Consider the following 25,096-nt stretch of genomic DNA (forward strand, 5'->3'; position numbering starts at 1 on the left):
TCCTTATAGGAGGAAGGTTGGGATGGAGGTGAGATGTTTCTTAGTTAGTAGAAATATCTTGTTTTACACCACATATTAAATCCACAAAAAAGGACGCCTCGGCGTCCTTTTTAATTTAACTCGTCTTAGCTCAGATTAAAGACCAGTCAATAATGCAATTGCGACTTGCTTCATAATGGTTTCCGCAACCAACAATGCCAAAATCGCAAAAATTGGTGACAAGTCAATCATCCCCATATTTGGAAGAATACGACGGAATGGCGCAAGTAGCGGTTCTGCCAACTCTTGAACCACTTCAATATAAGGCGAACGTGACTGGCTAAACATCACGACCCAACTCAAAATAATCGATGCAAAAATTAAGTAACGACAGAAACGGATTAAATCCTGAATCATGGTCACAAAGGTCATAATGATCAGATGGAATGGACTATTCACCGCCACGCCTGACAAATACATCAAACCAAACATTTTTAACAAATACAGAATCACCACCAACACCAATGCTGCGGTATTCACTCGACCTTTGGCCAAAGTTGGGAAAATTCGGCTAAAGATGTCGACAATTTTTGTTGCTTTTGCTGTTGCCAAAACCACAGGGTTATATGGACTCACGGCAGCAAGCTGCATTAAAAAACGGAAAAATACGAGCAAAATTGCAACGTTAATAATGATTCCAAAAATTTGAGCAGAGCCCATACTTGAACTTTCCTAAATCAAATCGAATTATTTGGTGCTTTCGCTTAACTCTTGTGCCAACTCTTGACTACGCTTTTGCGCTGCGGCTAAAGCGGCCTGAATATTTTGTGAAATTTGAGCACGATCAAATACTTCAATCGCAGCTTGTGTGGTACCGTTTGGAGAGGTTACATTTTTACGTAACTCCGCAGGACTATTGGCACTGGTAATTGCCATTTGTGCGGCACCTAATGCAGTTTGCAAGGTTAGCGCTGTAGCTACCTTTTCATCCAAGCCCATGTTTTTACCTGCACGGATCATACTTTCCATCATATAGAAAAAGTATGCAGGACCTGAGCCAGAAACTGCTGTTACCGCATCAATTTGCGCTTCTGAGTTTACCCAAAGTGTTAAACCCGTTGAAGCCAAAACTTGACTTGCAAGATCACGATCTTCAGCTGAAACCGCTTCAACTGCATATAAGCCATGCGCACCGGTTTGAACTAAAGCCGGTGTATTTGGCATGACACGAACAATACGCTCTGTGCCTAATAGTTTTGAAATCGTTGCAATTTCTGCACCTGCAACAATTGAAATCACCAACTTCCCTTCTAGCAAACCTTGTAATGGTGCCAAAACTTTTGCCAACACCTGAGGTTTAACTGCAAAAAGAACAATGTCAGCATCTCGAATTGCCGCAACATTATCATCGGTCACATGCAAATCTTTTTCAGCCAAAAGCTCACGTACTTTTTCTACGGGATCTGAAACTGTAATACGTGTAGTCGGGACACCACGTGCAATTAGGCCACCAATTAAAGCCTGTGCCATGTTGCCGCCACCAATGAAACTGATATTACAATTTAGAATTGCGCTCATGATTGAAGATCCGATATTGCAGATTTAGCGTTAAGAGATAATGTCGGTTGCCAGCCAGCTTGAGTACAAAATTCAGACTGCGCCAACCAAAAGCCCTGAGGCGTAAAGACGCCTAGCATAACATTATCTCGGCTTAATATTTGAATAGTATGACGCTGCCATGGAAAAATTTGCGCCTGCTGAATGGCTTTTTTCAAAGGCCAACTTCCGACACGACCATATAAATGAATTTTTTCGCCGCCAAGGCGTGGGCGTATCTGCAGTTGCTGCCCCAATAATTCAGGTGATAAGCCAACCTCTGAGGGTTGAATCACAAAATGGCCGGCAGGCAACTTGAGGCACTGACCTGCAACACAAGTTACAACTTCAACCTCTTGAATGGATTCTGCTGGCAGATAATCCGCTTTGGTAATCCGATGAAGTTGCTGTTGAAAGCGCAGATAATAAAATCCATTCCAGTGTAATGCCGCTTGCGAGTCTTCGCGTGAGCCAATCACTTCTGAAAATAATCGCTGTACCATTTCAAAACTTGGACGATATTGCCCCTCACCTTTCATCCAGTGCGATAACAACTGACGCTGACGTGCCAGACTGAGCTGTTGTAAAACCACTAAAGATAAAGTTTGCGATGAACCACAGGCTGCCAAATCTTGTTGCAACACCTCGTGTAAAATTTCATCAGCATCTTGCATCAAATAACTGGTTCGGCTCAGAGCTTTCTGCATTTTAGGAAATCGCTCACTGAGTAGTGGCCACAAAATTTCACGACTCCACGCGCGGTCATAGTCGGTATCAAAATTAGTGAGATCTTGAATATTTTGCACATGCAGTTGTGCTGCCCATTGGCAAATTTGCTCACGTGAAAGATCCAATAGCGGACGCCATAAAGCAAAATCTTCACGTACATCGAATTTTTTCATGGCAGCAAGGCCATGGACACCAGCACCTGAAAGTAGCCGCAACATCAGTGTCTCGGCTTGATCTTGCTGATGATGCGCGAGTACCAATATTTCATCTGCTTGTAAATGTTGGGCAAAGGCTTGATAGCGGGCCGAGCGTGCTTGATTTTCAAGGTTACCTTGCGCAACCTGAACTTTTTGTATGATGAATGGAAGATTCAGCGCTGCACACTGAGCACGTACAAACTCCCCCCAAGCGTGACTACTCTCTTGTAGTTGGTGATCAATATAAATTACCCGTATTTTTTCAGGGCACAAAAACGGCATAAGATGCAGCAGCAACATGGAATCCATGCCACCACTACATCCTATTAAAAATCGGCTTTGTTCAGGCAGCGCCTGAATTTGACTTAAGCAGTCAGCCCTAAATTGTCGCTGCCAAACTTCATTAAACGCTGATAACGCGCTTCGCATCGTTCGTTTGCATCCATTGGTTGCAGTTCTTCTAGAGCTTGCTTCAAGACCACTTTCAAATCCTGCATGACTTTTTCAGGGTTTAAATGTGCGCCTTCCGCTTCGTCCACCACGTATTCCACAATGCCCATCTTCTGCAATTTATCTGCCGTCAATGCCAATGCTTCACTTGCTTGTTCTGCTTTCTCTGCAGTTTTCCACAAAATAGATGCACAGCCTTCAGGTGAAATCACTGAATAAATACTGTGAGATAGCATAATCACACGGTCAGCCACGCCAATACCGAGCGCACCACCCGAACCACCTTCACCCAATACCGTTGCCACTACAGGCACTTTGAGTGAAGAAAGCTGAGCTAAGCTAGTTGCAATCGCTTCGGCCTGACCACGCTCTTCTGCACCCACACCTGGGTACGCACCCATGGTATCAATAAAGGTAAAGACTGGCAGATTAAAACGCTCGGCCATATCCAATAAACGCTGTGCTTTACGGTAACCTTCGGGGTTACTCATACCAAAATTATGTTGTAATTTTTCACGTGTACTACGACCACGGTGCTGACCTACAATCATCACAGGCTGACCATCTAAACGAGCCAAACCACCAATCATCGCGCCGTCATCACCAAATAGGCGGTCACCGTGCAAAGCATCGAACTCTGTAAAAATTTCGCCAACATAATCCAAAAACTGCGGACGTTCAGGATGACGTGCGATCTGAACCGTAGTCCAGGCTTTAGATTGAGCTGCTTTATTTTTCATAGGTCGATCATTATCCCTAACTTAACTGGTCTGTTAATTGATAAATTGTTCCGACTGGATATTCAGTTCAATATCCCAATGCTTAAATTGCACCTGCTCATCATGCAAGTCTGCAACCAACAAAGGCCACTGTTTGGCATCACCAGAAACACTAAGTTGCCATTGTTGCGCATTGTCCACGCTTAATTCAATGGCAGGAAGCATCTCATCGCTGCGACTATGATTTAATAAAACTGCTAAACGAAGCAATAGACATAAGTAAACAAGTTTGTTACCACCGACTTTCATCACATCAATGCGCGCGTCACTACGTAACTTACGACGATGATGCGCCACTAAATGTGACAAATGGTTTTGATCAATTTGTGAGAAACCCGGAATATCCGAATGTTGCAGTAAATAAGCACCATGACGATGGTAACCACTATGACTGATCGCTAAGCCAATTTCATGCAAATACGCTGCACGACGCAGTAAATCACTGTCATCACTGGTCAAATTCAGTGCGGTCGCCACACCATTAAACAGTTGTTGCGCGGTATTGACTACACGCTCAGCTTGTTTCACATCTGCGTTGTAGCGACCCATCAACGCATGTACAGAACGATCTCGAACATCTTCATGTTGGAAACGACCCAAGAGGTCATACATCACGCCTTCACGTAATGCGCCATCCGAATAGACCAATTTATCGATATTCAGCACATCAAAGACGGCATATAAAATGGCAATACCGGCTGGCAAAACTGCTCGACGGTCTTCTTTTAGACCATCAAATTCCATTTCATTGACATGCTTATATTTAAGCAATTTATCTTTGAGTTTAAATAGACCGTCACGTGTCAGTTCTTCCTGATCGTTACTCCAGCCCATATTGACACAAATCTGACGACACGCTTTGATCGTACCGCTTGAACCGACAACAGTATCCCAGCCCGCAGCTTTATAAGTGTTAGCAATACCTGCAATTTCCTTGCGAGCAGCATTTACCGCTTTATCAAAACTTTTCAGGTTAATTTCACCATCGGCAAAAAACGCTTTGGTAAAAGCGACACAGCCCATTTGCACGGATTCAGTATGAATCGGTTCAAACTCTTCACCAATAATCAGCTCTGTAGAACCCCCACCAATATCAATCACTAGACGACGACCACTGTTTGCCATGGTATGTGAAACTCCCAAATAAATGAGACGGGCTTCTTCACGACCAGCAATGATTTCAATGGGTTTCGGTAAAATTTCAGCGGCTTTTTGAATAAATTCATGACCATTTTTTGCTTGGCGCAAGGCATTGGTCGCCACAATACGTAAACGGTTGGCTTGGACAGGATTTAAACGCCCTACAAATCGTGCTAGGCAGGCTAAACCTCGTTGCTGTGCGGCTTCAGTCAAATTTTTATTTTCGTCTAGACCTGCGGCAAGCTGTACTTTTTCTGACATTGATGCAACTTTTTTCACTTCGCCATGGTCTACACGTGCGATAGCCAAGTGGAAGCTGTTCGATCCCATATCGATAGCAGCAAGTAATTCTTCATCAATCAAAAAATCAGACATTATTCAAAAAAACCTGTTCAGAATTGTGCTTAGATTAATTCACATACATGCAATTTAAAAGCCATTTATGAGCAGTTCGAACGGAACTTATCGTTTTTTTATCTGAAGCAATGATAGTCATACACGATCATCGGCATCGTGATCATCCATTAGACAAACTGACCATTCAGGTCGAAAATTTACATAACCCCCTACATTGTTATAGTTGGCTATGTAATACTTATAAGCATAGAGTCAACTTAAAAATTAAATCCGGAGCAAAATCCATGTCTGGCAATATCGTAAATACAACTGATGCAAACTTCCAAGCTGACGTACTAGAGTCTGATACTCCTGTACTTGTAGATTTCTGGGCAGGTTGGTGTGCTCCTTGTAAAGCCATTGCACCTGTACTTGAAGTACTTTCAACTGAGTTTGAAGGCAAAGTTAAAATCGTTAAAGTAGACGTAACTTCTTGCGAACAAACAGCTGTAAACTACAACATCCGTAACATTCCTGCATTATTAATGTTTAAAAACGGCGAAGTTGTAGCAACCCAAGTCGGTGCCGCACCAAAATCTAAATTGACAGCTTTCATCGAAGAAAACATCTAATATTTTTTCGATAAAAACAATCGAAAATACGCTGTTTTACACAGCGTATTTTTTTGGTTGATAAATTGACAAATGCTGTGTTCTCTCTTATATTGTTTACTCAAGAAATTAAGGATCTCAAATCCTGTCATTTTCTTACAACACAACACATAAAATGCCGCTCGGCAACAGAATTGTTTTTCACATCTCTCTTCATATAACGAATCAGATCTCTGAATTGTTTTGTGCAAACCAATTGCTATCGTTTCTTGCATGATCGCGGCACATTTGTTGCTCCCTTTTCCAACCTGTACCTCAGAATTTTAGATTCTATCTGACCACCTATGAACTTAACCGAACTCAAGAAAAAACCGATTGGCGAACTCATCAAGATTGCCGAGTTTATGGGCCTCGAAGGAATGGCTCGTAACCGTAAGCAAGATATTATTTTTGCCATCTTAAAGCGCCACGCAATGAACGGCGAAGAGATTTTTGGTGATGGCGTTCTAGAAATTCTGTCGGACGGCTTTGGTTTCTTACGCTCTGCAGCGGGTTCTTACCTAGCCGGCCCTGACGATATCTATGTGAGCCCATCACAAATCCGTCGCTTCAACCTTCGTACTGGTGACACTATTACAGGTACGATTCGTCCACCTAAAGAAGGCGAACGTTACTTTGCATTATTAAAAGTTAATCAAATTAACTACGACACACCCGAAAACTCACGTAATAAGATTCTTTTCGAAAACTTAACACCTTTATTTCCAACCGAACAATTGGTAATGGAATTAGGTAATGGTACAACAGAAGACTTAACTGCGCGTGTGGTTGACTTGGTTGCTCCGATTGGTAAAGGTCAACGTTCAATTATCGTTGCACCGCCAAAAGCGGGTAAAACCATGTTGTTACAAAACATCGCACAGTCGATTGTTCGTAACAATCCTGAATGTTTCTTGATTGTCCTTCTGATTGACGAACGTCCTGAAGAAGTAACAGAAATGGAACGTACTGTTCGTGGTGAAGTGGTTGCTTCAACATTCGATGAATCACCAGCTCGTCACGTACAAGTTGCAGAGATGGTGATTGAAAAAGCTAAACGTCTTGTTGAACACAAAAAAGATGTAGTGATTTTGCTTGACTCAATTACTCGTTTAGCACGTGCTTACAACACTGTAATCCCTTCATCTGGTAAAGTTCTTACTGGTGGTGTGGATGCCCATGCTTTAGAACGTCCAAAACGTTTCTTCGGTGCAGCACGTAATATCGAAGAAGGTGGTTCACTGACAATTATCTCAACTGCGTTGATTGAAACTGGCAGTAAGATGGATGAAGTGATCTATGAAGAATTCAAAGGTACAGGTAACCAAGAAATTACCCTAGACCGTCGTATTGCTGAAAAACGTGTGTTCCCTGCGATGAACATCAAAAAATCAGGTACACGTCGTGAAGAGCGTTTGATGTCTGAAGATAACCTACGTAAAGTTTGGATTTTACGTAAATTGCTTCATACACAAGACGAACTTGCAGCGATGGAATTCTTGCTTGATCGCATGAAAGAAACCAAAACCAATGATGATTTCTTCGATCAAATGAAACGTAAAGCATCCAACTAAGTTGAATGTTTGACTGAAAAGGCCATCTATAACGATGGCCTTTTTATTTGGTTGACTTTAGTTACACAAAGAAACATTTGATAGATCTCCATGTAAACTTATTTTCAAGTTTATGATTATAAAAAATATATGTTAAAAAACCCTATTCTTTTTAGTAGTTTATTTGCTATTTCGCCAATATAAAACTTTCTCTTAATTGTTATTTTCTGTTAAAAAATGGCCGTTTTTCACCTATTTTTAACGGTTTTTTCAAAGTCACTAGTAGCATTTCAAAATACTCAGTGATAGCATACACGCAGACCAGTTAGACTGCTCTATGCATTTTTAATACCTATTCAAATTAGGCATAATAAAAGCACACAACAGACTAACGCAGGTTATTTTTTAATCTCATATTTTAGAGAGTGATGCCATGTTATTCAAAAAAATCGCTATTGCTGCTGCAGTTGCTACTACTTTAGCTTTCGTTGGTTGTGCTAAAAAAACTGAAGAAGCTGCTCCTGCTGCTGCATCTGAAGCTGCTGCTTCTGAAGTAGTTGCTGCGTCTGACGCTGCTGCTGTTGAAGCTGCTGCATCTGAAGCTACTGCTGCTGCTTCTGAAGCTACTGCTGCTGCTTCTGAAGCTACTACTGCTGCTTCTGAAGCTGCTGCTCAATAATCTAACCGATTATTCAGCACAAAAAGAGAGCCCTTTGGCTCTCTTTTTTATTGCCTCAAACTTTAAACCCTAGTTCATAAAAAGAGCTAAAATTCAAAATACTAAACCCATACTTATTAAAAAATAAAAACTGACAATTTAGCTAAAGGAAAGCCACAATCAACCTCTACGACAACTCAACTCAACTCAAGTATATCGTCTCACTTTAAAAGAATATTCTTCAACATGAATTGTGCGATAGATGATGAGCACTGCGCCTACTAAATCAAAGACAAAAAAAAGCAGATCAATCGATCTGCTCATTTCCAACACGTTGACGGAATTTTTGTCCCGCACGGAAGGTCACTACACGACGGGCAGAAATCGGAATTTCTTCACCCGTTTTCGGGTTACGGCCTGGGCGTTGACGTTTATCACGCAACTCGAAGTTACCGAAACCAGAGAGTTTAACTTGTTCCCCAGAGATTAGCGCTTGGCTAATCTCATCGAAGAATAACTCGACCATTTGTTTTGCTTCACGACGGTTTAAACTCGTGAGCTCACTTAAATGATCAGCCATTTCTGCTTTTGTTAATGCTGTCATGAAGCCCTCAATGTCGCCTGGTAAGTGTTTTCCAACACCTGAAGTATGTTATCCATACCGGTTTTGATTTCAGCATCTTCTAATGTACGTGTTGGATGTTGCCATTGAATTGCAAATGCCAATGAGCGCTTGCCTTCTTCGACACCTTGACCAGTGTACACATCGAACAACCAAACTGCGTCTAAAAGTTCACCGCCTGTTTTTTCGATAAGTTGCTGAATTTCACTAACATTAATCTTATCACTAATTAAAAGCGCAATATCACGTCGAACCGACGGAAAACGTGATAATTCTGTAAAATTAGATACATAAGTTTGCAAAACAGCCAATTGATCCAATTCAGCTACCCAAGTAGTCGCCAAATCCAACTCATCTTCTAAAGATGGGTGTAAACGACCGAAGTAACCAATTGATTGACCATTGACTAAGATTTCAGCAGATTGGCCTGGATGCAACCACGTACGTTCTGAACGTACATATTCAACATTTAAACGTGCAGAATTTAAAATCTCTTCTACATCGCCTTTAAAGTCAAAGAAATCCATAGGCTGTGCTTTACCATGCCAAGATTCAGTCGTACGCGAACCTGTTGCAACTAGTGCAAAGGTTGGGATCTGTTTAAGATCATGAATGCTGTTCGCACCTTGATAATCAAAACGTAGACCAAGCTCATAGAAACGCACACGGTTTTGTTGACGGTTCACGTTGTATTGCACACATGGGATCAAACTTGATAATAAGGTTGAACGCATCACTGCAAGGTCGCTAGAAATCGGGTTTGCAAGCGCTAGTGGTTGAACCTGTGGATTCAATTGTTTCTCTAGTTTCGCATCTGCAAAGCTAAAGCTAATCGCTTCTTGATAACCCAAAGCCACTGCAGTTTGACGTAACTGAACCAATTCAAATTGGTCTTGGTATTTCGCTAGTTTGACATCAATCACCGGCAAGCTAATTTGAATATTGTCGTAACCGTGAATACGTGCCACTTCTTCGATGAGGTCTTGATAAATCGCCATATCAAAGCGGTGTGATGGTGGTACAACAGTCCACTCACCTTCTGCTTTCACAGTGACATTGCAACCCAAACGCGTTAAAGCATCGGTAATAAATGCAGATTCAACTTTATAACCGAGGAGTTGATCGACTTGTGCTTGATTTAGTTCAATGGCTTCACGTTTTGGTAATAACTCTACTTTTTCAGCAACAGTAATTGGACCAAATTCACCGCCAGCTAAATCAGCGATAAGCTGAGAAGCACGGTGCATTGCCGTCATCGGCAATTCAAAGTCTACACCGCGTTCATAACGCTGAGATGCATCAGTATGCAAACCAAAACTACGTGCACGACCTGCGATATAGAGTTGATCAAAGAACGCCGACTCAAGGAAAATTTCAGTGGTATCGTCAGAAACGGCTGAACTTAGACCGCCCATGATTCCTGCAATCGCCAAAGCTTTTTGATCATCCGCAATCACCATCACGTTTTCAGATAATTCAACTTCTTGTTCATTCAACAACGTTAATTTTTCTGCTGCTGTTGCTTGGCGTACACGAACTGACCCTTCAACTTTACCGCCATCGAATGCATGTAAAGGTTGACCCAATTCCATTAAAACGTAGTTGGTAATATCGACCAAAATACTGTGCTGACGAATGCCCGCACGAGCCAATGCACGTTCCATCCACTCAGGAGTTGGTGCTTTGGTATTGACGTTTTTGATCACTCGACCTAAGTAACGTGGGCAACCATCAGTTTCAATAACAACTTTCTTCTCATCAGTAATTGTTGCAGCAACTTCTTTAATTTCAGGGGCAGTCACAGGGAGTTGATTAATCACACCAATTTCACGTGCAATACCACGAATACTGAAACAGTCACCACGGTTTGGTGTAATACTGATATCAATCACATTGTCATCAAGATCTAAATATTCACGCACATTTACACCAACAGGAGCATCTGCAGGAAGCTCTAATAGACCGTCGATTTTGTCTTCAAGATCAATTTCAGACGCACCGCACAGCATGCCTTGCGATTCAACACCACGAAGCTTGCCTTTTTTGATTTTGAAATCGCCCGGAAGTACTGCACCAATGGTTGCTACAGGAGCTTTCATGCCTACACGCACGTTTGGAGCACCACAAACGATTTGTAACGGCTCGCCTGAACCGATGTTTACAGTAGTGACACGTAAACGGTCAGCATCGGGATGTTGAACCACTGTTAAAACTTCACCGACTACTACACCAGTAAATGGTTTTGCAGCAGGAGATAAATCATCAACTTCTAAACCTAACATGGTCAGTTGGTCAGAAAGTGTATCGCTATCAATGGCTGGGTTAACCCATGTACGCAACCAATTTTCGCTAATTTTCATTGTATAAAAACCTATTAATTCTAAATTTCTAATCCCCTCTAGCGCCCCTTTAAAGAAAGAGGACGAACCCTAAGTCATGATGGACAACCCCTCTCCTTTTAGGAGAGGTTAGGGAGAGGTATAAAACTGTTTAAGCAAATTGGCGTAAGAAACGCACATCATTTTGGTAGAACATACGTAGGTCATTAATGCCATAACGCAACATTGCAAAACGTTCTACACCTAAACCAAAGGCAAAGCCTTTGTATTTTTCTGGGTCAATGCCAGCGGCTTGTAAAACGTTTGGATGCACCATACCGCAGCCCAAAACTTCCAACCATTTACCACGTTCATCCATGATATCCACTTCCGCACTTGGCTCTGTAAATGGGAAATAAGATGGACGGAAACGTACTTTCAAATCTTTTTCAAAGAATTCATTTAACAAGTTAACCAACAAACCTTTTAGTTCTGCAAAGCTGGTGTTTTCAGCCACATACAAACCTTCGATTTGATGGAACATTGGCGAATGCGTTTGGTCCGAGTCACAGCGATAAACACGACCAGGACACACAATACGGATTGGAGGCTGCTGATTTTCCATCGTACGAATTTGCACGCCTGAGGTATGCGTACGAAGTAAATGATTCGCATCAAAATAGAAAGTGTCGTGCATCGCACGTGCAGGATGATGACCCGGAATGTTCAATGCTTCAAAGTTGTGATAATCATCTTCAACTTCTGGACCAGTCGCAACAGTAAAGCCAGCTTTGGTAAAGAATTGGCAAATACGTTCTTGAACTTGAGTCACAGGGTGAATACTACCCACCGTTTGACCACGGCCGGGTAAAGTAATATCAATCGTTTCGCTAGCAAGCTTTTGTTCTAATGCAGCTTTTTGTAATTCAGCTTGACGAGCAGTCAGTGCGTCAGTAATCGATTCACGAACGGCATGAATTTGAGCACCAAAAACTTTACGTTCTTCTGGGTCCATTTTACCGAGCGACTTCGATTGTTCCGCGAGCTGGCTTTTCTTCCCTGTAAATTGCACTCGCACTTGGTCGAGTGTAGCAAGGTCCTCTGCTGCTGCAATCGCAGCGAGCGCTTCAGTGGTCAGGGCTTCCAGTGACATAGTAACTCTCAAAGCAACAATTTAAAAAAATAATATAAACCCCTTATTCTAACAGTTTTTAGCCGTTATGATGAAGCGCATTCACAAGTTAAAATTGCATTAGCATCAAGTTTTAAAAAAAGTATAAGATAAACACAATATCAATGGGATCCAATCTTTATGGCACTCGATCCAATCTGGAAACAACAGCTCACACTCGTCACTTATGGCAATGAATTTCTCAACCAAGGTTTGAGTTTTCAACGTTGGTTGAATCACCACATTTTTGATCAGCACAGTTTCCATTTTCGTGATTTGCTATCACAGCATTTATTGGCTCAACATTTCCAAATTTGGCTAGAAGGCTTAAAAAAACACGGGGTACAACGCTTAAGTTTACATAGCTCTAGCTTGCTAAATGATGAACAAAATCCGAATGCTAACGTTGAACTTCTTCCCTTTGCCCATTTTATTGTGAGCCACGAACAAAATAAAAAGCAGGCATGGATTTTTGGTAAAGAACTTGCCGAGTGGTATAACGCAGAAAATGACTATGAAGCACCTGTATCCCAACAACTACAAATACGTCGCGAAACTTTTTGGCGCTATGAGCTGAACCATAAACTCATTAAACGCATTGAAGCGGATATGCAGTTACCCAAATGGGATGATATTCATAACTTCACTGAAGCAGAATTATTTTTGCAAAAACCGGCGGAAGGTTTTATTGAGCCGGAGGTGTTAGGCACACCTTATTATGGTACGCAGCCTGATCTAAGCAGCGAATCGAATGAATCCGCAAAACTTGCACTCTTGCCAACGGATGCACAAGCGGATTTCGCACATGATAGCTTACATCGCTTAGATGCATTAAACCGCCATATTCAGTCTAAAATTCAACATCCCTATCACGCAGATGGCAGCATCTATACACCTGAAGAACAGTTAAATTTGCGCCATTTTGCTCAAAAAACTGAAGATTTAACGGCAAAATTTATTGTTAAAGTCGCCAATCACTATAAAACTGCACGCTTAACTCCTGTAGTTGAAAGCTCTCCTCTGGATGGTTTTAAAACTGAGCAAAGAAAATCAAATCCTCAGCATGCACACACGCCTAACCCGCCCCATAAACCCGGTGCAGGTGGAGTAATCACCTTAATTATTATTACTGTTGTAATTTGCTTATTGGCTTATTACTTCGGTCTTTAACTGTATAAATGTGATCAACATTAAAAAGCCCTTCTCATAGAAGGGCTTTTTTTATAAACATGCTTATGTATGAAAAACCTCAAAATTATGAGGTAATTAAATAATTAAACGGACGAATTTCTAATCGAACACGATGCTGATCGGCATGTTGATTAATATAATGACTGACAGAGACTACTTCCCCCTCAAGCTCTGCATCTGCACCATACATGATTTTGACCGCCTCACCTTTGCGAGGGATCATTTCAAGTTCTACTGTGATGTTGCCTTGACCCACTCCAACAATTTCAGCCAACATTTTATTTTCCTTTTGTTTTTTCTATCCATACATTAGGCATGGCGCAAAGCTTGGTATAAAGATTATTTCTGTAACTTGGCTGCACTTTTTATTGATAAAACATCAAAACTTAAACATCAAAAACATAAGAGTCCAATTGTTCTAAAAATGCATCAACAGCATTTGCAGACTTTAAACGAATCCATTGAATATGTTGATATTCAGGTGCATTCATCATCTGTAGATATTTTTCACGATTCTTTTTATGGGTCTTAATCATCCACCAAATAATTGAATCTCGACCAAACATCCGCCACAAACTTTCCTGATTATTTGAATCTGGCCAAAGATCTTGTTTGGACTTAGCCCGAGAAATTGCGCGCTTTACAGAGCGGTATAAATTGACTGGAAATGGTAGATCGAGCCATATCACTGTATCTATTTCAGACCATTTCACCGGAATCGCCCGAGTATAGTTGCCATCAATAACATAACCATTTTTCGCTTTGGCAATTTCAGCTCCGATACGTGCAAAAAAGATTTCGTCAGGACACTCCTGCCAATCATCTAGCCAAAATAGATTATCCAGTTCTATATAATTTAGTCCTAATTTGTCCGCCAAAGCTCTGGAAAAGGTTGATTTTCCAGTGGCCGATGTACCGACTACGTTTATTCTTTTCATTGCCATGATGATCTACTTGAGTCTGGTGAATCTACTTCAAGATAACAGCATTGGATCTGTAGGTTAACTTTTATTATTCACGATAATCCAAAAGATCTGCATCGATATTGATAAAGTCAGGCTTTGGGGTTTGTTCAAATTGAACGGCTAATATTTGCGACTGAGTGGTTATGCATGCTTTTGCGACTCGATGCATCCCATCCATCACTCGACCACTGGCACATAAAATAATGGGATAACTTAAGTCCGCAGCATTTACCAATTGCAGATGTTCAATAATTTGCTGTGTGGTCGGTGCAGATTTTTGAAATTAATATGCTTCATTTAACTATTGAATGTCATTTACAGGGATTTGCTGAATCTTAAAATTTTGACTGAGTTTTACTAAACGATGTACATCCCAAATATACGTATCATCGCCTACTTAGCGGAAGTGATACTGTTTGCGCATCAAGCAGTTACCTTTTAAATCAAATTAAAGCTAAGATAGCTTACAATTGAAAAATAAAAAAATGCTTCATTATGATAGATCATTACGAACAATTTATTCTTGGTTTGCAATATAACGCTCAACGTTTTTTTAACCAGAAAATTTACTATGACGAGATTTTGCACCCATGGTGCGGCCAAGCTTGCGACATTTTCTTGATTCGCGATTTTAAAACCAATGCATTACTACATGACTCAGTTGATCATTTGATCATGTATATGGCTGAAAAGCGGATTAGAACATGCTCACTTTATCCATTTGATCTTCTTTTTGAGCATGCAAAACTTAATCAACATCCTCATTTTGACTTTGTAAAAACCAACTACCCTCTTGCTGTTTTCCACAACAATTTAAATCAAGCCTTTGCACTAGTTCAAATCCAATCTGAAACGAAAATTTTAGATATCAGCCCTATTGGTGATCCTCGGGAGTTTTGGGGTGCAAGTTCCACACAATTTCATGACGCATTCGGGCTGTTTACATTGATTGAGCTCAATCAACAACAGCGGAACGAATGCTTTTGCTTTGATAAAAAATCGAGTTGGAGCAGTTTAGTAAATAGCATTCAACTGGATTTATTTGAACATCCGTTTTCTACCCACATTCAGCCTCAATTTAAACTGATCCATAATTTGTATTATTATGACCTTCAGGATGATTCACTCCCTCTTCTTTTGGAGAATCCTCAAGCTTCGCCTCAAGTTGGATTAAGTCTGCTTGAAATGCTCAATTCAATCGAAGCTGCTATCAAAAATTTAAAACATGTAAAAAACGAAAGCTCACCGATCCATTTATTTACAACCGAAGAATATGCACAACTATTAGATTATGAGTACAAACTGTCAGAACACCATGTAGATGTCACGTGCTATACAGCCAATCATTTCAACCGCGAAAATTTAGTCAATGATGAAGAGAAAGCTTTACTCAAACAACTACAGAAAAAATACCCCAAAGCTAATTATTTCAACGCAACATCCGATCAAGCTCTTTCCGCCACCAGCACTTCAACAGATAAAAAGCCTGAAAAACCATGGGTTGCATTTTTTTCTTTAGTTTTAATTTTTGCCATGCTATTCGCTTTACTTTATGGCTTTTATTTACTTTTTAAACAATTTGAGTTTATAAAATTTGCCGCAATCACAATTGGCATCATTGTGTTTTTAGCCATATGGTCGAAAAAATAAGATGTCAAATCAAATTCGTCCATAAAAAAAGACCGCTAAAAGCGGTCTTTTTTTAAGTCATAAAGACTTATGCAGCTAATGCATCTTTAGCTTTAGAAGCTAAAGCAGCAAATGCAACTGCGTCATGCATAGCGATGTCAGCAAGTACGCGACGATCGATAATCACTTGAGCTTTTTTCAAGCCAGCGATCATACGGCTGTACGACAAACCATTTTGACGAGCACCGGCATTGATACGCGCAATCCATAGAGCACGGAATTGACGTTTCTTTTGACGACGGTCACGGTAAGCATATTGACCTGCTTTGATTACTGCTTGGAACGCTACGCGATATACGCGTGAACGAGCGCCGTAGTAACCTTTAGCACGAGCAAGAATTTTTTTATGACGGCGATGAGCCTGTACACCACGTTTAACACGAGCCATTTATAAATCTCCTTAGATGTATGGGCACATACGGCGAACTGAAGCAACGTCACTTACGTGAACCATTACACAGCCGCGTAATTGACGGATACGCTTAGCAGATTTTTTGGTCAAAATGTGTCGTTTGAACGCTTGGTGACGTTTAAAACCGTTTGCAGTTGGCTTGAAGCGTTTAGCTGCACCACGGCGAGTTTTCATCTTAGGCATAAGAACCTCTTTTGAACACCTGTTCGGCACGTCTGCACCATTGCAAAGACGCCCTGCAGGTAAGGGAGCGAGTATTCTAAAGCATCTTTGCTCAAAACAAAAGCAAATCTTTCTACCGAATATCGATCTTAATTAATTTTCTGATATAGATTTTCCGATGATTTTATAAGCGATGTCCAATAGGGCTTATATAATGTCGGCACGCCAACTATTAATGTCCATTATGAAACCTGCACAGGATGCTTTTGCAGCCCTACGTTATCGGGATTTCTCGATTGTTACGCTCAATCAATTTTGTCTGACCTTAGCCATTTTGATTCAAGAAATTATTGTTGCTTATTCACTGTATCAAATCACTAAAGACCCGCTAACACTGGGCTTAATTGGTTTAGCCGAAGCAATTCCTTTTATTGCTCTCTCTTTGTGGGGAGGATACTTTGCAGATCGTTTCAATAAACAGACCATTATGAAAATTTGTCTGTTTTTTTCTGTACCGATGCCACTGATTCTTTGGGGGTTATTTCACCAATACGGTCTCGGCCAAATTGATGTCACCCAACTGTCTTGGGGTATTTATTCGGTCATTTTTGGGCTTGGAACGATCCGTGGTTTCTATAATCCCTCGGCAACGTCGCTTAAACCTTTTTTAATCCCACGGGAGCTCTATGCCAATGGTGCAACATGGACAACGATTGGTTGGCAAAGTGGGGTGATTATTGGGCCAATGCTTGGCGGTTTTATGTTGGCATTTTTAGGCCGTGAAACCAGTTTGCTCAGTGTTGCAGCACTACTAACGGTCTGCTTCGTCCTCATTAATCTGCTCAGTAAACGCAGTTTCCCTAAAATTGAATCTGACAATTTAAAAGATAGTTTAAGTGAAGGTTTTCGATTTATCTGGAAAACCAAAATTGTCCTTTGGGCGATTTCACTCGATTTAGTTTCTGTGCTTTTTGGTGGCGTGATTGCCCTCTTACCGATTTTTGCCGAAGATATTTTAAAAGTGGGGCCTGAAGGTTTAGGCTACTTACGGGCAGCACCGTCTATTGGCGCCCTGATCACCATGATTGCATTGACCAAATTCCCTCCAACTCATCATGCATGGCGTAATATGTTATTGGCTGTAGCGGGTTTTGGTGTATTTACCATTTTATTCGCATTTTCAAGCCATCTTTGGTTATCACTCTTTGCACTGGCAATGACTGGTGCATGTGACAGTGTTTCTGTCGTCGTGCGTCAAACTATTTTACAGCTCTATCCGCCGGAAAATATGCGTGGGCGTGTTGCCGCGGTCAATGGCATGTTTGTCTCCAGTAGTAATGAACTCGGTGCATTTGAATCTGGATTGGCTGCAAAATATATGGGCACGATCATGGCGACAATCTTTGGTGGCTGTATGACCATGGCTGTAGTTGCAATCAGTTGGGCAAAAACCCGTGACTTATTTGGAATCGACATTACCCATCAGTCAAAAAAATAATGGCATATTTTCCATTTAAACCTTGCCAGTATTTCCAATACAGGAAATACTGCGCAGCAATATCGACGCATTCATCACTCACTTTGTGATCTTAGAATAGACTTATGAAACAATATCTGTGCTTAACCCTTTTGGCCTGCGCTCCATTTTCTATAGCGTTTAGTGCTTCAACCAAAACCCATCAACTTCCGGCACAGAATATTGAAGTTGCTCCTGCGCATTTAACCACGCGTTTAAATTGGTCGGTTTTTCCAAAACCGGTATATGCCAATGAAGACCTCAAGCAACGTGACCGCGCGGCCATTATTCGTGTTACAGCAAATGCAAAAGGTACAATTACCGATGCAAGTGTTGAAGAAAGTACAGGGGTCGATCAACTCGACCGAATCTTAATTTCTGCTGTCAAAAAAGCTAAAGTCAAGCCACATTTAGAAAATGGTGAATCCAAAGCCATTATTGGCTATCAAGCGTTTAATTTGAGAGTTAAAGGCAATACGCCTGAATGTGATTTCAACTTTGATTCAAAAGTTTGGAATGCACAAAGTGCAAATAAGAAAACGCCATTCCAATATGTATCTCAACCAAAATTAGATCTCACTAGTCATGAGTTGAAACAGCACGATCGTAAAGTCAAATTTAACTTTAAAGTGGATAAACACGGACAAGTAAAAAAGGTGAAGATCAAGCAAGGCTCTGGCATTTATGCACTCGATCAGAAAGTCGTTGAAGCACTAAGAAATAGTCAGATCTCGGTTAAACGTACTGCGAGCACCCTTTGGATCTACAAAAAGTCGAACTTTAAAGATGAAATTCAGTTTCAAGTAAATGGCTGTAAATAAGTAATAGATTCAACATTTCAAACAGGGATTGAATGTTTCAATGCCCTGTTTTATCTCAGAAGAAACCTAAAAATATAAGATAAATACAGAGATAACGCCCGGTTTTCGCTACGGTCACCATGAACACAAAGCGCCAGAAGTTTTCTTTCATTAAACCCGCAATTAAAGTAATAGGGTCTCCAATAATCGGCAGCCAACTCAGTAGCAAAGACCAATAACCATATTTGTGATAAATACCCTGTGCCTGCTGCATTTTCAGCTCTGACACGGGAAACCATGTTTTATTTTTATAATGTTCTACTTTTAAACCGAGCCACCAATTCACACAGGAACCGAGAACATTCCCGATACTGGCCACCACAATCAGCAGCCATGGATTATGTTGACCATAGCTCAACAAGCCGAGCAATACGGCCTCGGACTGTAAAGGAAGTAAGGTCGCAGCCCCAAATGCCGCGAAGAATAAAACTAAAAATGACCACATCGAAACGAATGCTTAGAGACCTAATTTTTTCTTCGACTTCAAATATTCAAAATTTGACCAAAGCACTGCGGCAATAATCACAACGATTCTCGACCATTTATATTGTGAAGAAATCGGTTCAATCGCAGCTCGCATCAAGTTTTGATCTTTGGTATGTAAATCTGCAAGAATATTTTGAACATGCACAATTTCAGCGACAAATAGCACTAAGCAGCCTGCAATACCAAAAATAATACTCCAATAGATTCTTGGGTTATTTTCAACAATACGGGTAAAATTTAAGAAAAAGTCTTTCATCGCAAAATCGTCCAACTAAGCCGTCAACAACGCGTTCTTTTCGGCAGCGCCGCATTCTAACACAGCGTTAGAATTTTCTTCCGTCCTATCTAAAATCTTAAGGGGAGTCTTTCCGCACTTTACTTTTATACATGAGACTTCTAATCTGCCACGCAAATATTGAATAATTTTAACTCACTTTATGAAAAAAATTCTTTGCTTAAGTTTTATCGTGTTATTACAAATTTTGACCGCTTAATATGCACAAAGTCCTTCTGAAATTGCCAAACAACACTTGATTACACAAGATCAAATGATTTGGAAAAAGCGACCTATTTTTAACTTCAACAATGACGATCTGGGCAATCAAAAACGTGACCTTAGTTTTAAATTATATGTTTTAGCCACCGGCGAAGTTCAAAAAGCTGAATTAATCAAAAGCTCTGGACTTACACACATTGATAAGCGGGTTGAGCAGTCACTTTTACGTGCCAAGTTCAAACCTTATATCGAAAATGGTGTAGCCTCCCCCCTTTGTTGCCTTACAGCCCTTCTCACTCAAGACCCTGAAAGAAAACCAAAGACCTTGGTGGAAAAAGCTTCTATTCATTTCATAAAAAAAAGAGCATGTTTCCATGCTCTTTTTTTAAACGTGTATTGCTAAGGCTTTTTGTACCGCTGGACGGGCCGTCAGTCGATCGATATAGTCTTTCACGTATGGATAATCTTCCAGCTGAATTTGCTGCCATTCATGACGCAGTGCCCAAGGCAGAATAGCCATATCTGCAATCGAATACTCTCCAGCCACAAATTTTTGACCAATCAACTGATGGTTCAAAACTTTATATAAGCGTTTAGACTCATTTACATAACGTTCAGTTGCATACGGAATACGTTCAGGTGCAAAACGACTAAAATGATGATTTTGTCCTAACATGGGCCCAAAACCACCCATTTGCCACATCAACCATTGTTCAACTTCAACGCGCTCAAACTCATCTTCTGGATAAAACAAACCTGTTTTACGTCCAAGATATTGCAGAATCGCACCAGACTCAAAAACTGAAATCGACTCTCCTCGTGGGCCATTCTGATCCACGATTGCAGGGATTTTATTGTTCGGAGAAATTCTCAAAAAGTCTGGCTGAAATTGATCATTTTCCAAGATATTAATCGGAAAAATTTGGTATTCCAAACCCATTTCTTCTAAAGCGATGGTAATTTTATGTCCATTGGGTGTACCCCAATAGTAGAGATCAATCATCTATATTCCTTTTTAATTTTCAGTAAGGCAATCTCATTTTGCTTTATGTATAACATGTTTAATCCAGTGAAAGCTTGTCAGTTTTTCTGAAAAGTAACGTTAAAATGTGAATTATCACTTTGCTTTTAAAATCACTTAAGGTACAAAAATTCAAAAAATATAATTTTTTTATAAAAATCCCTTGAAAAAAATCAGCACAGACCGATATTGATACATGTACAAGGATCAAACGATCTTGTTAGTGAACAGTGGATGCCAAGCATCACTGAACATTTCTTATTGTTACAACTTTGCTTATTAAAGAGAGTTCTAATTATGAGTAGTTTAAATCTTAACCCACTTTTCCGTCGTAGCATTGGTTTTGATCGTTTCAACGATTTATTTGATTATGCCATGCAAAGCGACACACCAAATTACCCGCCATACAATATTGAAAAAACGGCTGAAAATAGCTATCGCATTGTGGTGGCAACCGCAGGTTTTACAGAAGATGAACTTTCGCTAAACTTAGAAAATCAAGTGCTAAGCATTTCAGGTAAACCAACTGAAGCGCAAGATACAACTGTGGAATTCCTGCATAAAGGCATTGCTCGTCGTACATTTAAACTGTCTTTACGCTTAGATGAACATATAGAAGTGCAACAAGCCCTATATGAAAATGGTTTATTGACAGTGGACTTACAGCGTATTATTCCTGAAGAAAAACTGCCACGCCAAATTCCAATTGGCAAAAAGGCATTGATAGAAAGTCCTGTCCAAGAAAATAGCGCTGAGTAAACCCTCATAAAAAAAAGACCCTTCGGGGTCTTTTTTTTGAAAAAAATAGTTAAATTCGTAACATGATAAAAAAGAATTAAAATCATCCCATCTCAAAAATATAGTGTCTAGATTGCAAATTTTATGTTCTGATTTTTTATTCCAAACTAAATACTCCATATAGGTGTTTTTAATGAATCCTTGGTGGGTCTGGCTTACAAGCTGCTCATCTACTCTTTTTAAATTTTGGCGTATCTTGCAAAAAATAATCCTACTCTGTATTACTATCTATTTATATGAAATGTACTTTGTTCTGATTGCTTTTATGACATGGAATATACGACCTAATATTACCAAGATGAAAATCTATTGGAGGGTACTGAAAACCCCTATTTCACGGCCTGTTTTATGTAAATAGATCTCACATAGTTAGCTCAATAAAAAGCTTTGCTCACTTTATACCTACATTAAAACTAAATTAAAGCATTTCAAAACGTCTGAATCGAAACAACGATTGAATATCAATTAAAATATAATCAAATTTGTCTTTCTTAAAGAAACTTACTTAATACTCTCAGACATAAGTTCGCATTCATGAATTTTGCTCTATTTTCCAATCAATACGCAGCAAAAATTATTTGTGCCCTTGAACATCATTGAGATTAAAAACCAAAATATAGGCAAAAAAAAGCACTGCAAATGCAGTGCTTTTTTAATGGATACTTACTTTTTCTTTTTAGGACCAAGTAGCATACCCATTTGACGGCCTTCCATTTTTGGTGTTTGTTCAACAACACCATAGTCAACCACGTCAGCTTCAATTTTTTGCAATTGAGCCAAACCTAACTGTTGGTGTGCCATTTCACGACCACGGAAACGAAGCGTGATTTTTACCTTATTGCCTTCTTCAAGGAACTTGATAATGGCACGTAGTTTAACGTTGTAGTCACCAACATCAGTACCAGGGCGTAGCTTGATTTCTTTCACCTGTACTTGATGTTGTTTTTTCTTCGCTTCTTTTTGCTTTTGTTTTAGATCAAACAAATGCTTGTTGAAATCCATGATTTTGCAGACTGGTGGCTCAGCATTGGCAACGATCTCAACAAGGTCAAGATCTACTGCTTCTGCAGCACGCAAAGCGTCAGCAAGAGATACAATCCCTTTTTGCTCGCCATTTTCGTCTACTAGACGGACTTCTTTTGCACGAATTTCATCATTCAAGGCAGGACGGTTTGACTTTCCGCCCTGTTGATTACGGTCAGGCTGTTTAATCGCTTTTACTCCACAATGTACCGGCCGCGTTCGGCTACGGCTGCTTTTACTAAGTCGATGAATGCATCAATTGACATAGTACCCAAATTTTTTCCAGAGCGAGTACGGACGTTTACAGTACCTTCCTCAACTTCACGGTCTCCAAGAACCAATAAGTAAGGAATACGCTCTAAAGTACGTTCACGAATCTTAAAGCCGATTTTCTCATTTCTCAAGTCTGAAATCGCGCGGATACCGCTTTCTTTAAGTTTAGCGACGACTGACTCACATGCTTCAGCTTGTGAATCAGTAATGTTCATCACACATGCTTGAATTGGAGACAACCAAGGTGGCATGAAACCAGCATAGTGTTCAATAAGTATACCAATAAAACGCTCGAAACTGCCAAGTATTGCGCGGTGCAACATTACAGGCTGATCACGGTCGTTATCTTCAGTCACATAAGATGCGTCAAGACGTTCTGGTAAGTTAAAGTCACATTGAATTGTACCGCACTGCCATACACGACCTAAGCAGTCTTTCAATGAGAATTCAATTTTCGGACCGTAGAATGCACCTTCACCCGGTTGAAGTTCCCACTCTAGGCCTGCAGCATCTAAAGCATCTGCTAAAGATTTTTCTGCCATGTCCCAAAGTTTGTCATCACCTACACGTTTTTCTGGACGCGTCGACAATTTCATTTGAACTTCTTCAAAACCAAAGTCTTTATAAACATCTAAAGTCAATTTAATGAAGTCTGCAACTTCAGTACCGATTTGTTCTTTCGTACAGAAGATATGCGCATCATCTTGTGTAAAGCCACGTACACGCATAATACCGTGTAATGAACCCGATGGTTCGTTACGGTGACATGAACCAAACTCAGCTAAACGGATTGGCAGGTCACGGTAAGATTTTAAACCTTGGTTGAAGACTTGCACGTGACATGGGCAGTTCATTGGTTTTACTGCATAGTTACGGTTCTCTGAGTGAGTCGTAAACATGTTTTCAGCATAGTTTGCTGCGTGACCTGATTTTTCCCAAAGCGTGAAATCAACCACTTGCGGTGTACGGATTTCTTGGTAACCATTGGCTTGTTGAACTTTACGCATGTATTGTTCAAGCACTTGGTAAATCGTCCAGCCGTTTGGATGCCAGAACACCATACCCGGCGCTTCTTCTTGCATATGGAACAAGTCTAACGCTTTACCAATTTTACGGTGATCGCGTTTTTCAGCTTCTTCAATACGTTTGATATACGCAGCTAACTGTTTTTTGTCAGCCCAAGCTGTACCGTAAATACGTTGCAGCTGTTCGTTTTTCGCATCACCGCGCCAGTAAGCACCAGAGATTTTAGTCAACTTGAACGATTTTAAGAATTTAGTATTTGGAACGTGCGGACCACGACACATATCCAAGTAGTCTTGATGATAGTACAAGCCCATTTCAGTTTCTTCAGGCATGTCTTCTATCAGACGCAGTTTGTATTCTTCGCCGCGTGCAGTGAACTCTTTGATCACTTCATCACGTGGAGTCATTTTTTTGATGACATCATAGTCTTGGTCGATGAGCTTTTTCATGCGCTCTTCGATTGCTGCCATGTCATCTAAAGTAAACGGACGTGGCATCCAGATGTCATAGTAGAAACCTTCTTCAATGACAGGACCAATGACCATCTTTGCTTCTGGGAACAATTGCTTAACTGCATGACCTACCAAATGCGCACAAGAGTGACGAATGATGTGAATACCATCTTCATCTTTAGGCGTGATAATTTGTAGGCTAGCATCTTCTGTAATTAAATCAGATGCATCAACTAAACGATCGTTTACACGACCCGCAACTGTATTTTTTGCTAGACCAGGACCGATGCTTTGAGCAACTTCCATCACAGACACGGCATGATCAAATTCTTTTTGATCGCCATTAGGCAAAGTGATAATTGGCATATAAAAATCCTTAAGGAGTGATGCCCCGTACAATGGAGCATGTCACCGCGAGATTATGATCGAGGGAGACCCTCAAAAGATAAAAACGGTGGATAAATAAAATTCGACCTAAATTTTACACGCCCTGCCAACTTTAATAAACCTCTAATCCCATAGAAGTTGATTTTTCTGCCGCCTTTTAC

26 protein-coding genes and 1 pseudogene are annotated in these 25,096 nt (G+C 40.4%); 9 read left to right on the top strand and 18 right to left on the bottom strand.

The window, feature by feature from the left end:
• Window positions 1-135 precede the first annotated feature (135 nt).
• Genes FTU83_RS00070 through ppx form a run of 5 tightly spaced genes read right to left on the bottom strand, consistent with a single transcriptional unit; the run spans window position 136 to window position 5,245 of the window.
• Entirely contained in the window at window positions 136-699 is a 564-nt protein-coding gene (locus tag FTU83_RS00070; protein ID WP_078189567.1) for a YggT family protein, read from the bottom strand.
• A 27-nt stretch (window positions 700-726) separates the two neighbouring features.
• On the bottom strand, window positions 727-1,557 hold the full coding sequence (proC, locus tag FTU83_RS00075; RefSeq protein ID WP_180105437.1) for a pyrroline-5-carboxylate reductase: 831 nt from the start codon (window positions 1,555-1,557) through the stop codon (window positions 727-729).
• Entirely contained in the window at window positions 1,554-2,930 is a 1,377-nt protein-coding gene (gene tilS / locus FTU83_RS00080; protein WP_180105438.1) for a tRNA lysidine(34) synthetase TilS, read from the bottom strand. Before tilS ends, proC begins: the two co-directional genes overlap by 4 nt.
• A complete protein-coding gene (locus FTU83_RS00085) occupies window positions 2,867-3,691 on the bottom strand; it encodes an acetyl-CoA carboxylase carboxyltransferase subunit alpha (protein ID WP_078189570.1) in 825 nt (274 codons plus the stop codon). The genes tilS and FTU83_RS00085 overlap by 64 nt, the downstream gene beginning before the upstream one ends.
• 33 nt (window positions 3,692-3,724) lie before the next feature.
• Window positions 3,725-5,245, bottom strand: a complete 1,521-nt coding sequence (gene ppx, locus FTU83_RS00090) for an exopolyphosphatase (protein WP_180055945.1) — start codon at window positions 5,243-5,245, stop codon at window positions 3,725-3,727.
• Window positions 5,246-5,511: 266 nt separating this feature from the next.
• Here ppx and trxA point away from each other — a divergent pair, with 266 nt between their 5' ends.
• From trxA to FTU83_RS00105, 3 genes are all read left to right on the top strand, one after another.
• Window positions 5,512-5,838, top strand: coding sequence for a thioredoxin (gene trxA, locus FTU83_RS00095; protein ID WP_078189572.1), 327 nt, complete (start codon window positions 5,512-5,514; stop codon window positions 5,836-5,838).
• Window positions 5,839-6,161: 323 nt separating this feature from the next.
• Window positions 6,162-7,430, top strand: a complete 1,269-nt coding sequence (gene rho / locus FTU83_RS00100) for a transcription termination factor Rho (RefSeq protein WP_067731074.1) — start codon at window positions 6,162-6,164, stop codon at window positions 7,428-7,430.
• A gap of 412 nt (window positions 7,431-7,842) precedes the next feature.
• Window positions 7,843-8,088: a hypothetical protein gene (locus tag FTU83_RS00105; protein ID WP_180105439.1), complete on the top strand. Its 246-nt coding sequence runs from the start codon at window positions 7,843-7,845 to the stop codon at window positions 8,086-8,088.
• A gap of 286 nt (window positions 8,089-8,374) precedes the next feature.
• Here FTU83_RS00105 and FTU83_RS00110 read toward each other — a convergent pair whose 3' ends face one another.
• From FTU83_RS00110 to pheS, 3 genes are all read right to left on the bottom strand, one after another.
• Window positions 8,375-8,671: an integration host factor subunit alpha gene (locus FTU83_RS00110; RefSeq protein WP_004649746.1), complete on the bottom strand. Its 297-nt coding sequence runs from the start codon at window positions 8,669-8,671 to the stop codon at window positions 8,375-8,377.
• Entirely contained in the window at window positions 8,668-11,049 is a 2,382-nt protein-coding gene (gene pheT / locus FTU83_RS00115) for a phenylalanine--tRNA ligase subunit beta (protein ID WP_180105440.1), read from the bottom strand. The genes FTU83_RS00110 and pheT overlap by 4 nt, the downstream gene beginning before the upstream one ends.
• A 130-nt stretch (window positions 11,050-11,179) precedes the next feature.
• Window positions 11,180-12,160 (bottom strand): phenylalanine--tRNA ligase subunit alpha, encoded by a 981-nt coding sequence (gene pheS / locus FTU83_RS00120; protein ID WP_180105441.1) that lies wholly within the window; start codon window positions 12,158-12,160, stop codon window positions 11,180-11,182.
• Window positions 12,161-12,319: 159 nt separating this feature from the next.
• On the opposite strand from pheS, the gene FTU83_RS00125 reads away from it, so the two are divergent.
• The gene (locus tag FTU83_RS00125) at window positions 12,320-13,348 is read left to right on the top strand and encodes a hypothetical protein (RefSeq protein ID WP_180105442.1); all 1,029 of its coding nucleotides are present in this window, start codon (window positions 12,320-12,322) and stop codon (window positions 13,346-13,348) included.
• A gap of 85 nt (window positions 13,349-13,433) precedes the next feature.
• On the opposite strand, the gene FTU83_RS00130 is transcribed toward FTU83_RS00125, so the two are convergent.
• From FTU83_RS00130 to FTU83_RS00140, 3 genes and pseudogenes are all read right to left on the bottom strand, one after another.
• Complete coding sequence (locus FTU83_RS00130) at window positions 13,434-13,646, bottom strand: hypothetical protein (protein ID WP_180105443.1); 213 nt, start codon at window positions 13,644-13,646, stop codon at window positions 13,434-13,436.
• A gap of 109 nt (window positions 13,647-13,755) precedes the next feature.
• Window positions 13,756-14,307 (bottom strand): adenylate kinase, encoded by a 552-nt coding sequence (locus FTU83_RS00135; RefSeq protein ID WP_180105444.1) that lies wholly within the window; start codon window positions 14,305-14,307, stop codon window positions 13,756-13,758.
• 73 nt (window positions 14,308-14,380) lie between these two features.
• Window positions 14,381-14,713 (bottom strand): annotated as a pseudogene (locus FTU83_RS00140) (hypothetical protein).
• A gap of 302 nt (window positions 14,714-15,015) precedes the next feature.
• On the opposite strand from FTU83_RS00140, the gene FTU83_RS00145 reads away from it, so the two are divergent.
• A complete protein-coding gene (locus FTU83_RS00145; protein WP_180105445.1) occupies window positions 15,016-15,984 on the top strand; it encodes a hypothetical protein in 969 nt (322 codons plus the stop codon).
• Window positions 15,985-16,051: 67 nt separating this feature from the next.
• Here FTU83_RS00145 and rplT read toward each other — a convergent pair whose 3' ends face one another.
• Window positions 16,052-16,411 (bottom strand): 50S ribosomal protein L20, encoded by a 360-nt coding sequence (gene rplT / locus FTU83_RS00150; RefSeq protein ID WP_004647525.1) that lies wholly within the window; start codon window positions 16,409-16,411, stop codon window positions 16,052-16,054.
• Between the two features lie 12 nt (window positions 16,412-16,423).
• Window positions 16,424-16,618 carry a 50S ribosomal protein L35 gene (rpmI, locus tag FTU83_RS00155; protein WP_065994397.1) on the bottom strand — a complete coding sequence of 65 codons (195 nt, stop codon included), beginning with the start codon at window positions 16,616-16,618 and terminating at the stop codon, window positions 16,424-16,426.
• A 223-nt stretch (window positions 16,619-16,841) separates the two neighbouring features.
• On the opposite strand from rpmI, the gene FTU83_RS00160 reads away from it, so the two are divergent.
• Both FTU83_RS00160 and FTU83_RS00165 read left to right on the top strand, forming a co-directional pair.
• On the top strand, window positions 16,842-18,095 hold the full coding sequence (locus FTU83_RS00160; RefSeq protein ID WP_180105488.1) for an MFS transporter: 1,254 nt from the start codon (window positions 16,842-16,844) through the stop codon (window positions 18,093-18,095).
• Between the two features lie 104 nt (window positions 18,096-18,199).
• On the top strand, window positions 18,200-18,934 hold the full coding sequence (locus tag FTU83_RS00165; protein ID WP_180105446.1) for an energy transducer TonB: 735 nt from the start codon (window positions 18,200-18,202) through the stop codon (window positions 18,932-18,934).
• Window positions 18,935-18,989: 55 nt separating this feature from the next.
• On the opposite strand, the gene FTU83_RS00170 is transcribed toward FTU83_RS00165, so the two are convergent.
• Window positions 18,990-19,418, bottom strand: a complete 429-nt coding sequence (locus tag FTU83_RS00170) for a YqaA family protein (RefSeq protein ID WP_180105447.1) — start codon at window positions 19,416-19,418, stop codon at window positions 18,990-18,992.
• A 12-nt stretch (window positions 19,419-19,430) separates the two neighbouring features.
• Window positions 19,431-19,715 carry a hypothetical protein gene (locus FTU83_RS00175; RefSeq protein ID WP_078189584.1) on the bottom strand — a complete coding sequence of 95 codons (285 nt, stop codon included), beginning with the start codon at window positions 19,713-19,715 and terminating at the stop codon, window positions 19,431-19,433.
• 274 nt (window positions 19,716-19,989) lie between these two features.
• Between FTU83_RS00175 and FTU83_RS00180 the strand changes: the two genes are divergently transcribed.
• On the top strand, window positions 19,990-20,358 hold the full coding sequence (locus FTU83_RS00180) for an energy transducer TonB (protein WP_180012434.1): 369 nt from the start codon (window positions 19,990-19,992) through the stop codon (window positions 20,356-20,358).
• Here FTU83_RS00180 and FTU83_RS00185 read toward each other — a convergent pair.
• The gene (locus FTU83_RS00185) at window positions 20,341-20,958 is read right to left on the bottom strand and encodes a glutathione S-transferase N-terminal domain-containing protein (RefSeq protein WP_168378472.1); all 618 of its coding nucleotides are present in this window, start codon (window positions 20,956-20,958) and stop codon (window positions 20,341-20,343) included. The genes FTU83_RS00180 and FTU83_RS00185 overlap by 18 nt on opposite strands.
• A 315-nt stretch (window positions 20,959-21,273) precedes the next feature.
• On the opposite strand from FTU83_RS00185, the gene FTU83_RS00190 reads away from it, so the two are divergent.
• Window positions 21,274-21,735, top strand: a complete 462-nt coding sequence (locus FTU83_RS00190) for an Hsp20 family protein (RefSeq protein ID WP_168378471.1) — start codon at window positions 21,274-21,276, stop codon at window positions 21,733-21,735.
• A gap of 702 nt (window positions 21,736-22,437) precedes the next feature.
• Here FTU83_RS00190 and infC read toward each other — a convergent pair.
• Together infC and thrS are read right to left on the bottom strand one after the other, a co-directional pair.
• On the bottom strand, window positions 22,438-22,986 hold the full coding sequence (infC, locus tag FTU83_RS00195; RefSeq protein WP_078192643.1) for a translation initiation factor IF-3: 549 nt from the start codon (window positions 22,984-22,986) through the stop codon (window positions 22,438-22,440).
• 5 nt (window positions 22,987-22,991) lie between these two features.
• On the bottom strand, window positions 22,992-24,914 hold the full coding sequence (gene thrS, locus FTU83_RS00200) for a threonine--tRNA ligase (RefSeq protein ID WP_180007231.1): 1,923 nt from the start codon (window positions 24,912-24,914) through the stop codon (window positions 22,992-22,994).
• Between the last annotated feature and the right edge of the window lie 182 nt (window positions 24,915-25,096).

Source organism: Acinetobacter sp. YH12152 (assembly GCF_013418285.1).
Lineage (GTDB): Bacteria > Pseudomonadota > Gammaproteobacteria > Pseudomonadales > Moraxellaceae > Acinetobacter > Acinetobacter amyesii.

Excerpts from the sequence above, each read along its gene's own strand:
- pheS (WP_180105441.1), bottom strand. The coding sequence starts at position 12,160 with ATGTCACTGGAAGCCCTGACCACTGAAGCGCTCGCTGCGATTGCAGCA.
- rpmI (WP_065994397.1), bottom strand. The coding sequence starts at position 16,618 with ATGCCTAAGATGAAAACTCGCCGTGGTGCAGCTAAACGCTTCAAGCCA.
- proC (WP_180105437.1), bottom strand. The coding sequence starts at position 1,557 with ATGAGCGCAATTCTAAATTGTAATATCAGTTTCATTGGTGGCGGCAAC.
- FTU83_RS00125 (WP_180105442.1), top strand. The coding sequence starts at position 12,320 with ATGGCACTCGATCCAATCTGGAAACAACAGCTCACACTCGTCACTTAT.
- FTU83_RS00135 (WP_180105444.1), bottom strand. The coding sequence starts at position 14,307 with ATGAAAAGAATAAACGTAGTCGGTACATCGGCCACTGGAAAATCAACC.
- FTU83_RS00070 (WP_078189567.1), bottom strand. The coding sequence starts at position 699 with ATGGGCTCTGCTCAAATTTTTGGAATCATTATTAACGTTGCAATTTTG.
- FTU83_RS00190 (WP_168378471.1), top strand. The coding sequence starts at position 21,274 with ATGAGTAGTTTAAATCTTAACCCACTTTTCCGTCGTAGCATTGGTTTT.
- FTU83_RS00085 (WP_078189570.1), bottom strand. The coding sequence starts at position 3,691 with ATGAAAAATAAAGCAGCTCAATCTAAAGCCTGGACTACGGTTCAGATC.
- rplT (WP_004647525.1), bottom strand. The coding sequence starts at position 16,411 with ATGGCTCGTGTTAAACGTGGTGTACAGGCTCATCGCCGTCATAAAAAA.
- FTU83_RS00105 (WP_180105439.1), top strand. The coding sequence starts at position 7,843 with ATGTTATTCAAAAAAATCGCTATTGCTGCTGCAGTTGCTACTACTTTA.
- FTU83_RS00185 (WP_168378472.1), bottom strand. The coding sequence starts at position 20,958 with ATGATTGATCTCTACTATTGGGGTACACCCAATGGACATAAAATTACC.
- FTU83_RS00110 (WP_004649746.1), bottom strand. The coding sequence starts at position 8,671 with ATGACAGCATTAACAAAAGCAGAAATGGCTGATCATTTAAGTGAGCTC.
- FTU83_RS00170 (WP_180105447.1), bottom strand. The coding sequence starts at position 19,418 with ATGTGGTCATTTTTAGTTTTATTCTTCGCGGCATTTGGGGCTGCGACC.
- trxA (WP_078189572.1), top strand. The coding sequence starts at position 5,512 with ATGTCTGGCAATATCGTAAATACAACTGATGCAAACTTCCAAGCTGAC.
- FTU83_RS00175 (WP_078189584.1), bottom strand. The coding sequence starts at position 19,715 with ATGAAAGACTTTTTCTTAAATTTTACCCGTATTGTTGAAAATAACCCA.
- pheT (WP_180105440.1), bottom strand. The coding sequence starts at position 11,049 with ATGAAAATTAGCGAAAATTGGTTGCGTACATGGGTTAACCCAGCCATT.
- ppx (WP_180055945.1), bottom strand. The coding sequence starts at position 5,245 with ATGTCTGATTTTTTGATTGATGAAGAATTACTTGCTGCTATCGATATG.
- thrS (WP_180007231.1), bottom strand. The coding sequence starts at position 24,914 with ATGCCAATTATCACTTTGCCTAATGGCGATCAAAAAGAATTTGATCAT.
- tilS (WP_180105438.1), bottom strand. The coding sequence starts at position 2,930 with ATGCGAAGCGCGTTATCAGCGTTTAATGAAGTTTGGCAGCGACAATTT.
- FTU83_RS00130 (WP_180105443.1), bottom strand. The coding sequence starts at position 13,646 with ATGTTGGCTGAAATTGTTGGAGTGGGTCAAGGCAACATCACAGTAGAA.
- rho (WP_067731074.1), top strand. The coding sequence starts at position 6,162 with ATGAACTTAACCGAACTCAAGAAAAAACCGATTGGCGAACTCATCAAG.
- FTU83_RS00145 (WP_180105445.1), top strand. The coding sequence starts at position 15,016 with ATGGCTGAAAAGCGGATTAGAACATGCTCACTTTATCCATTTGATCTT.
- FTU83_RS00160 (WP_180105488.1), top strand. The coding sequence starts at position 16,842 with ATGAAACCTGCACAGGATGCTTTTGCAGCCCTACGTTATCGGGATTTC.
- FTU83_RS00165 (WP_180105446.1), top strand. The coding sequence starts at position 18,200 with ATGAAACAATATCTGTGCTTAACCCTTTTGGCCTGCGCTCCATTTTCT.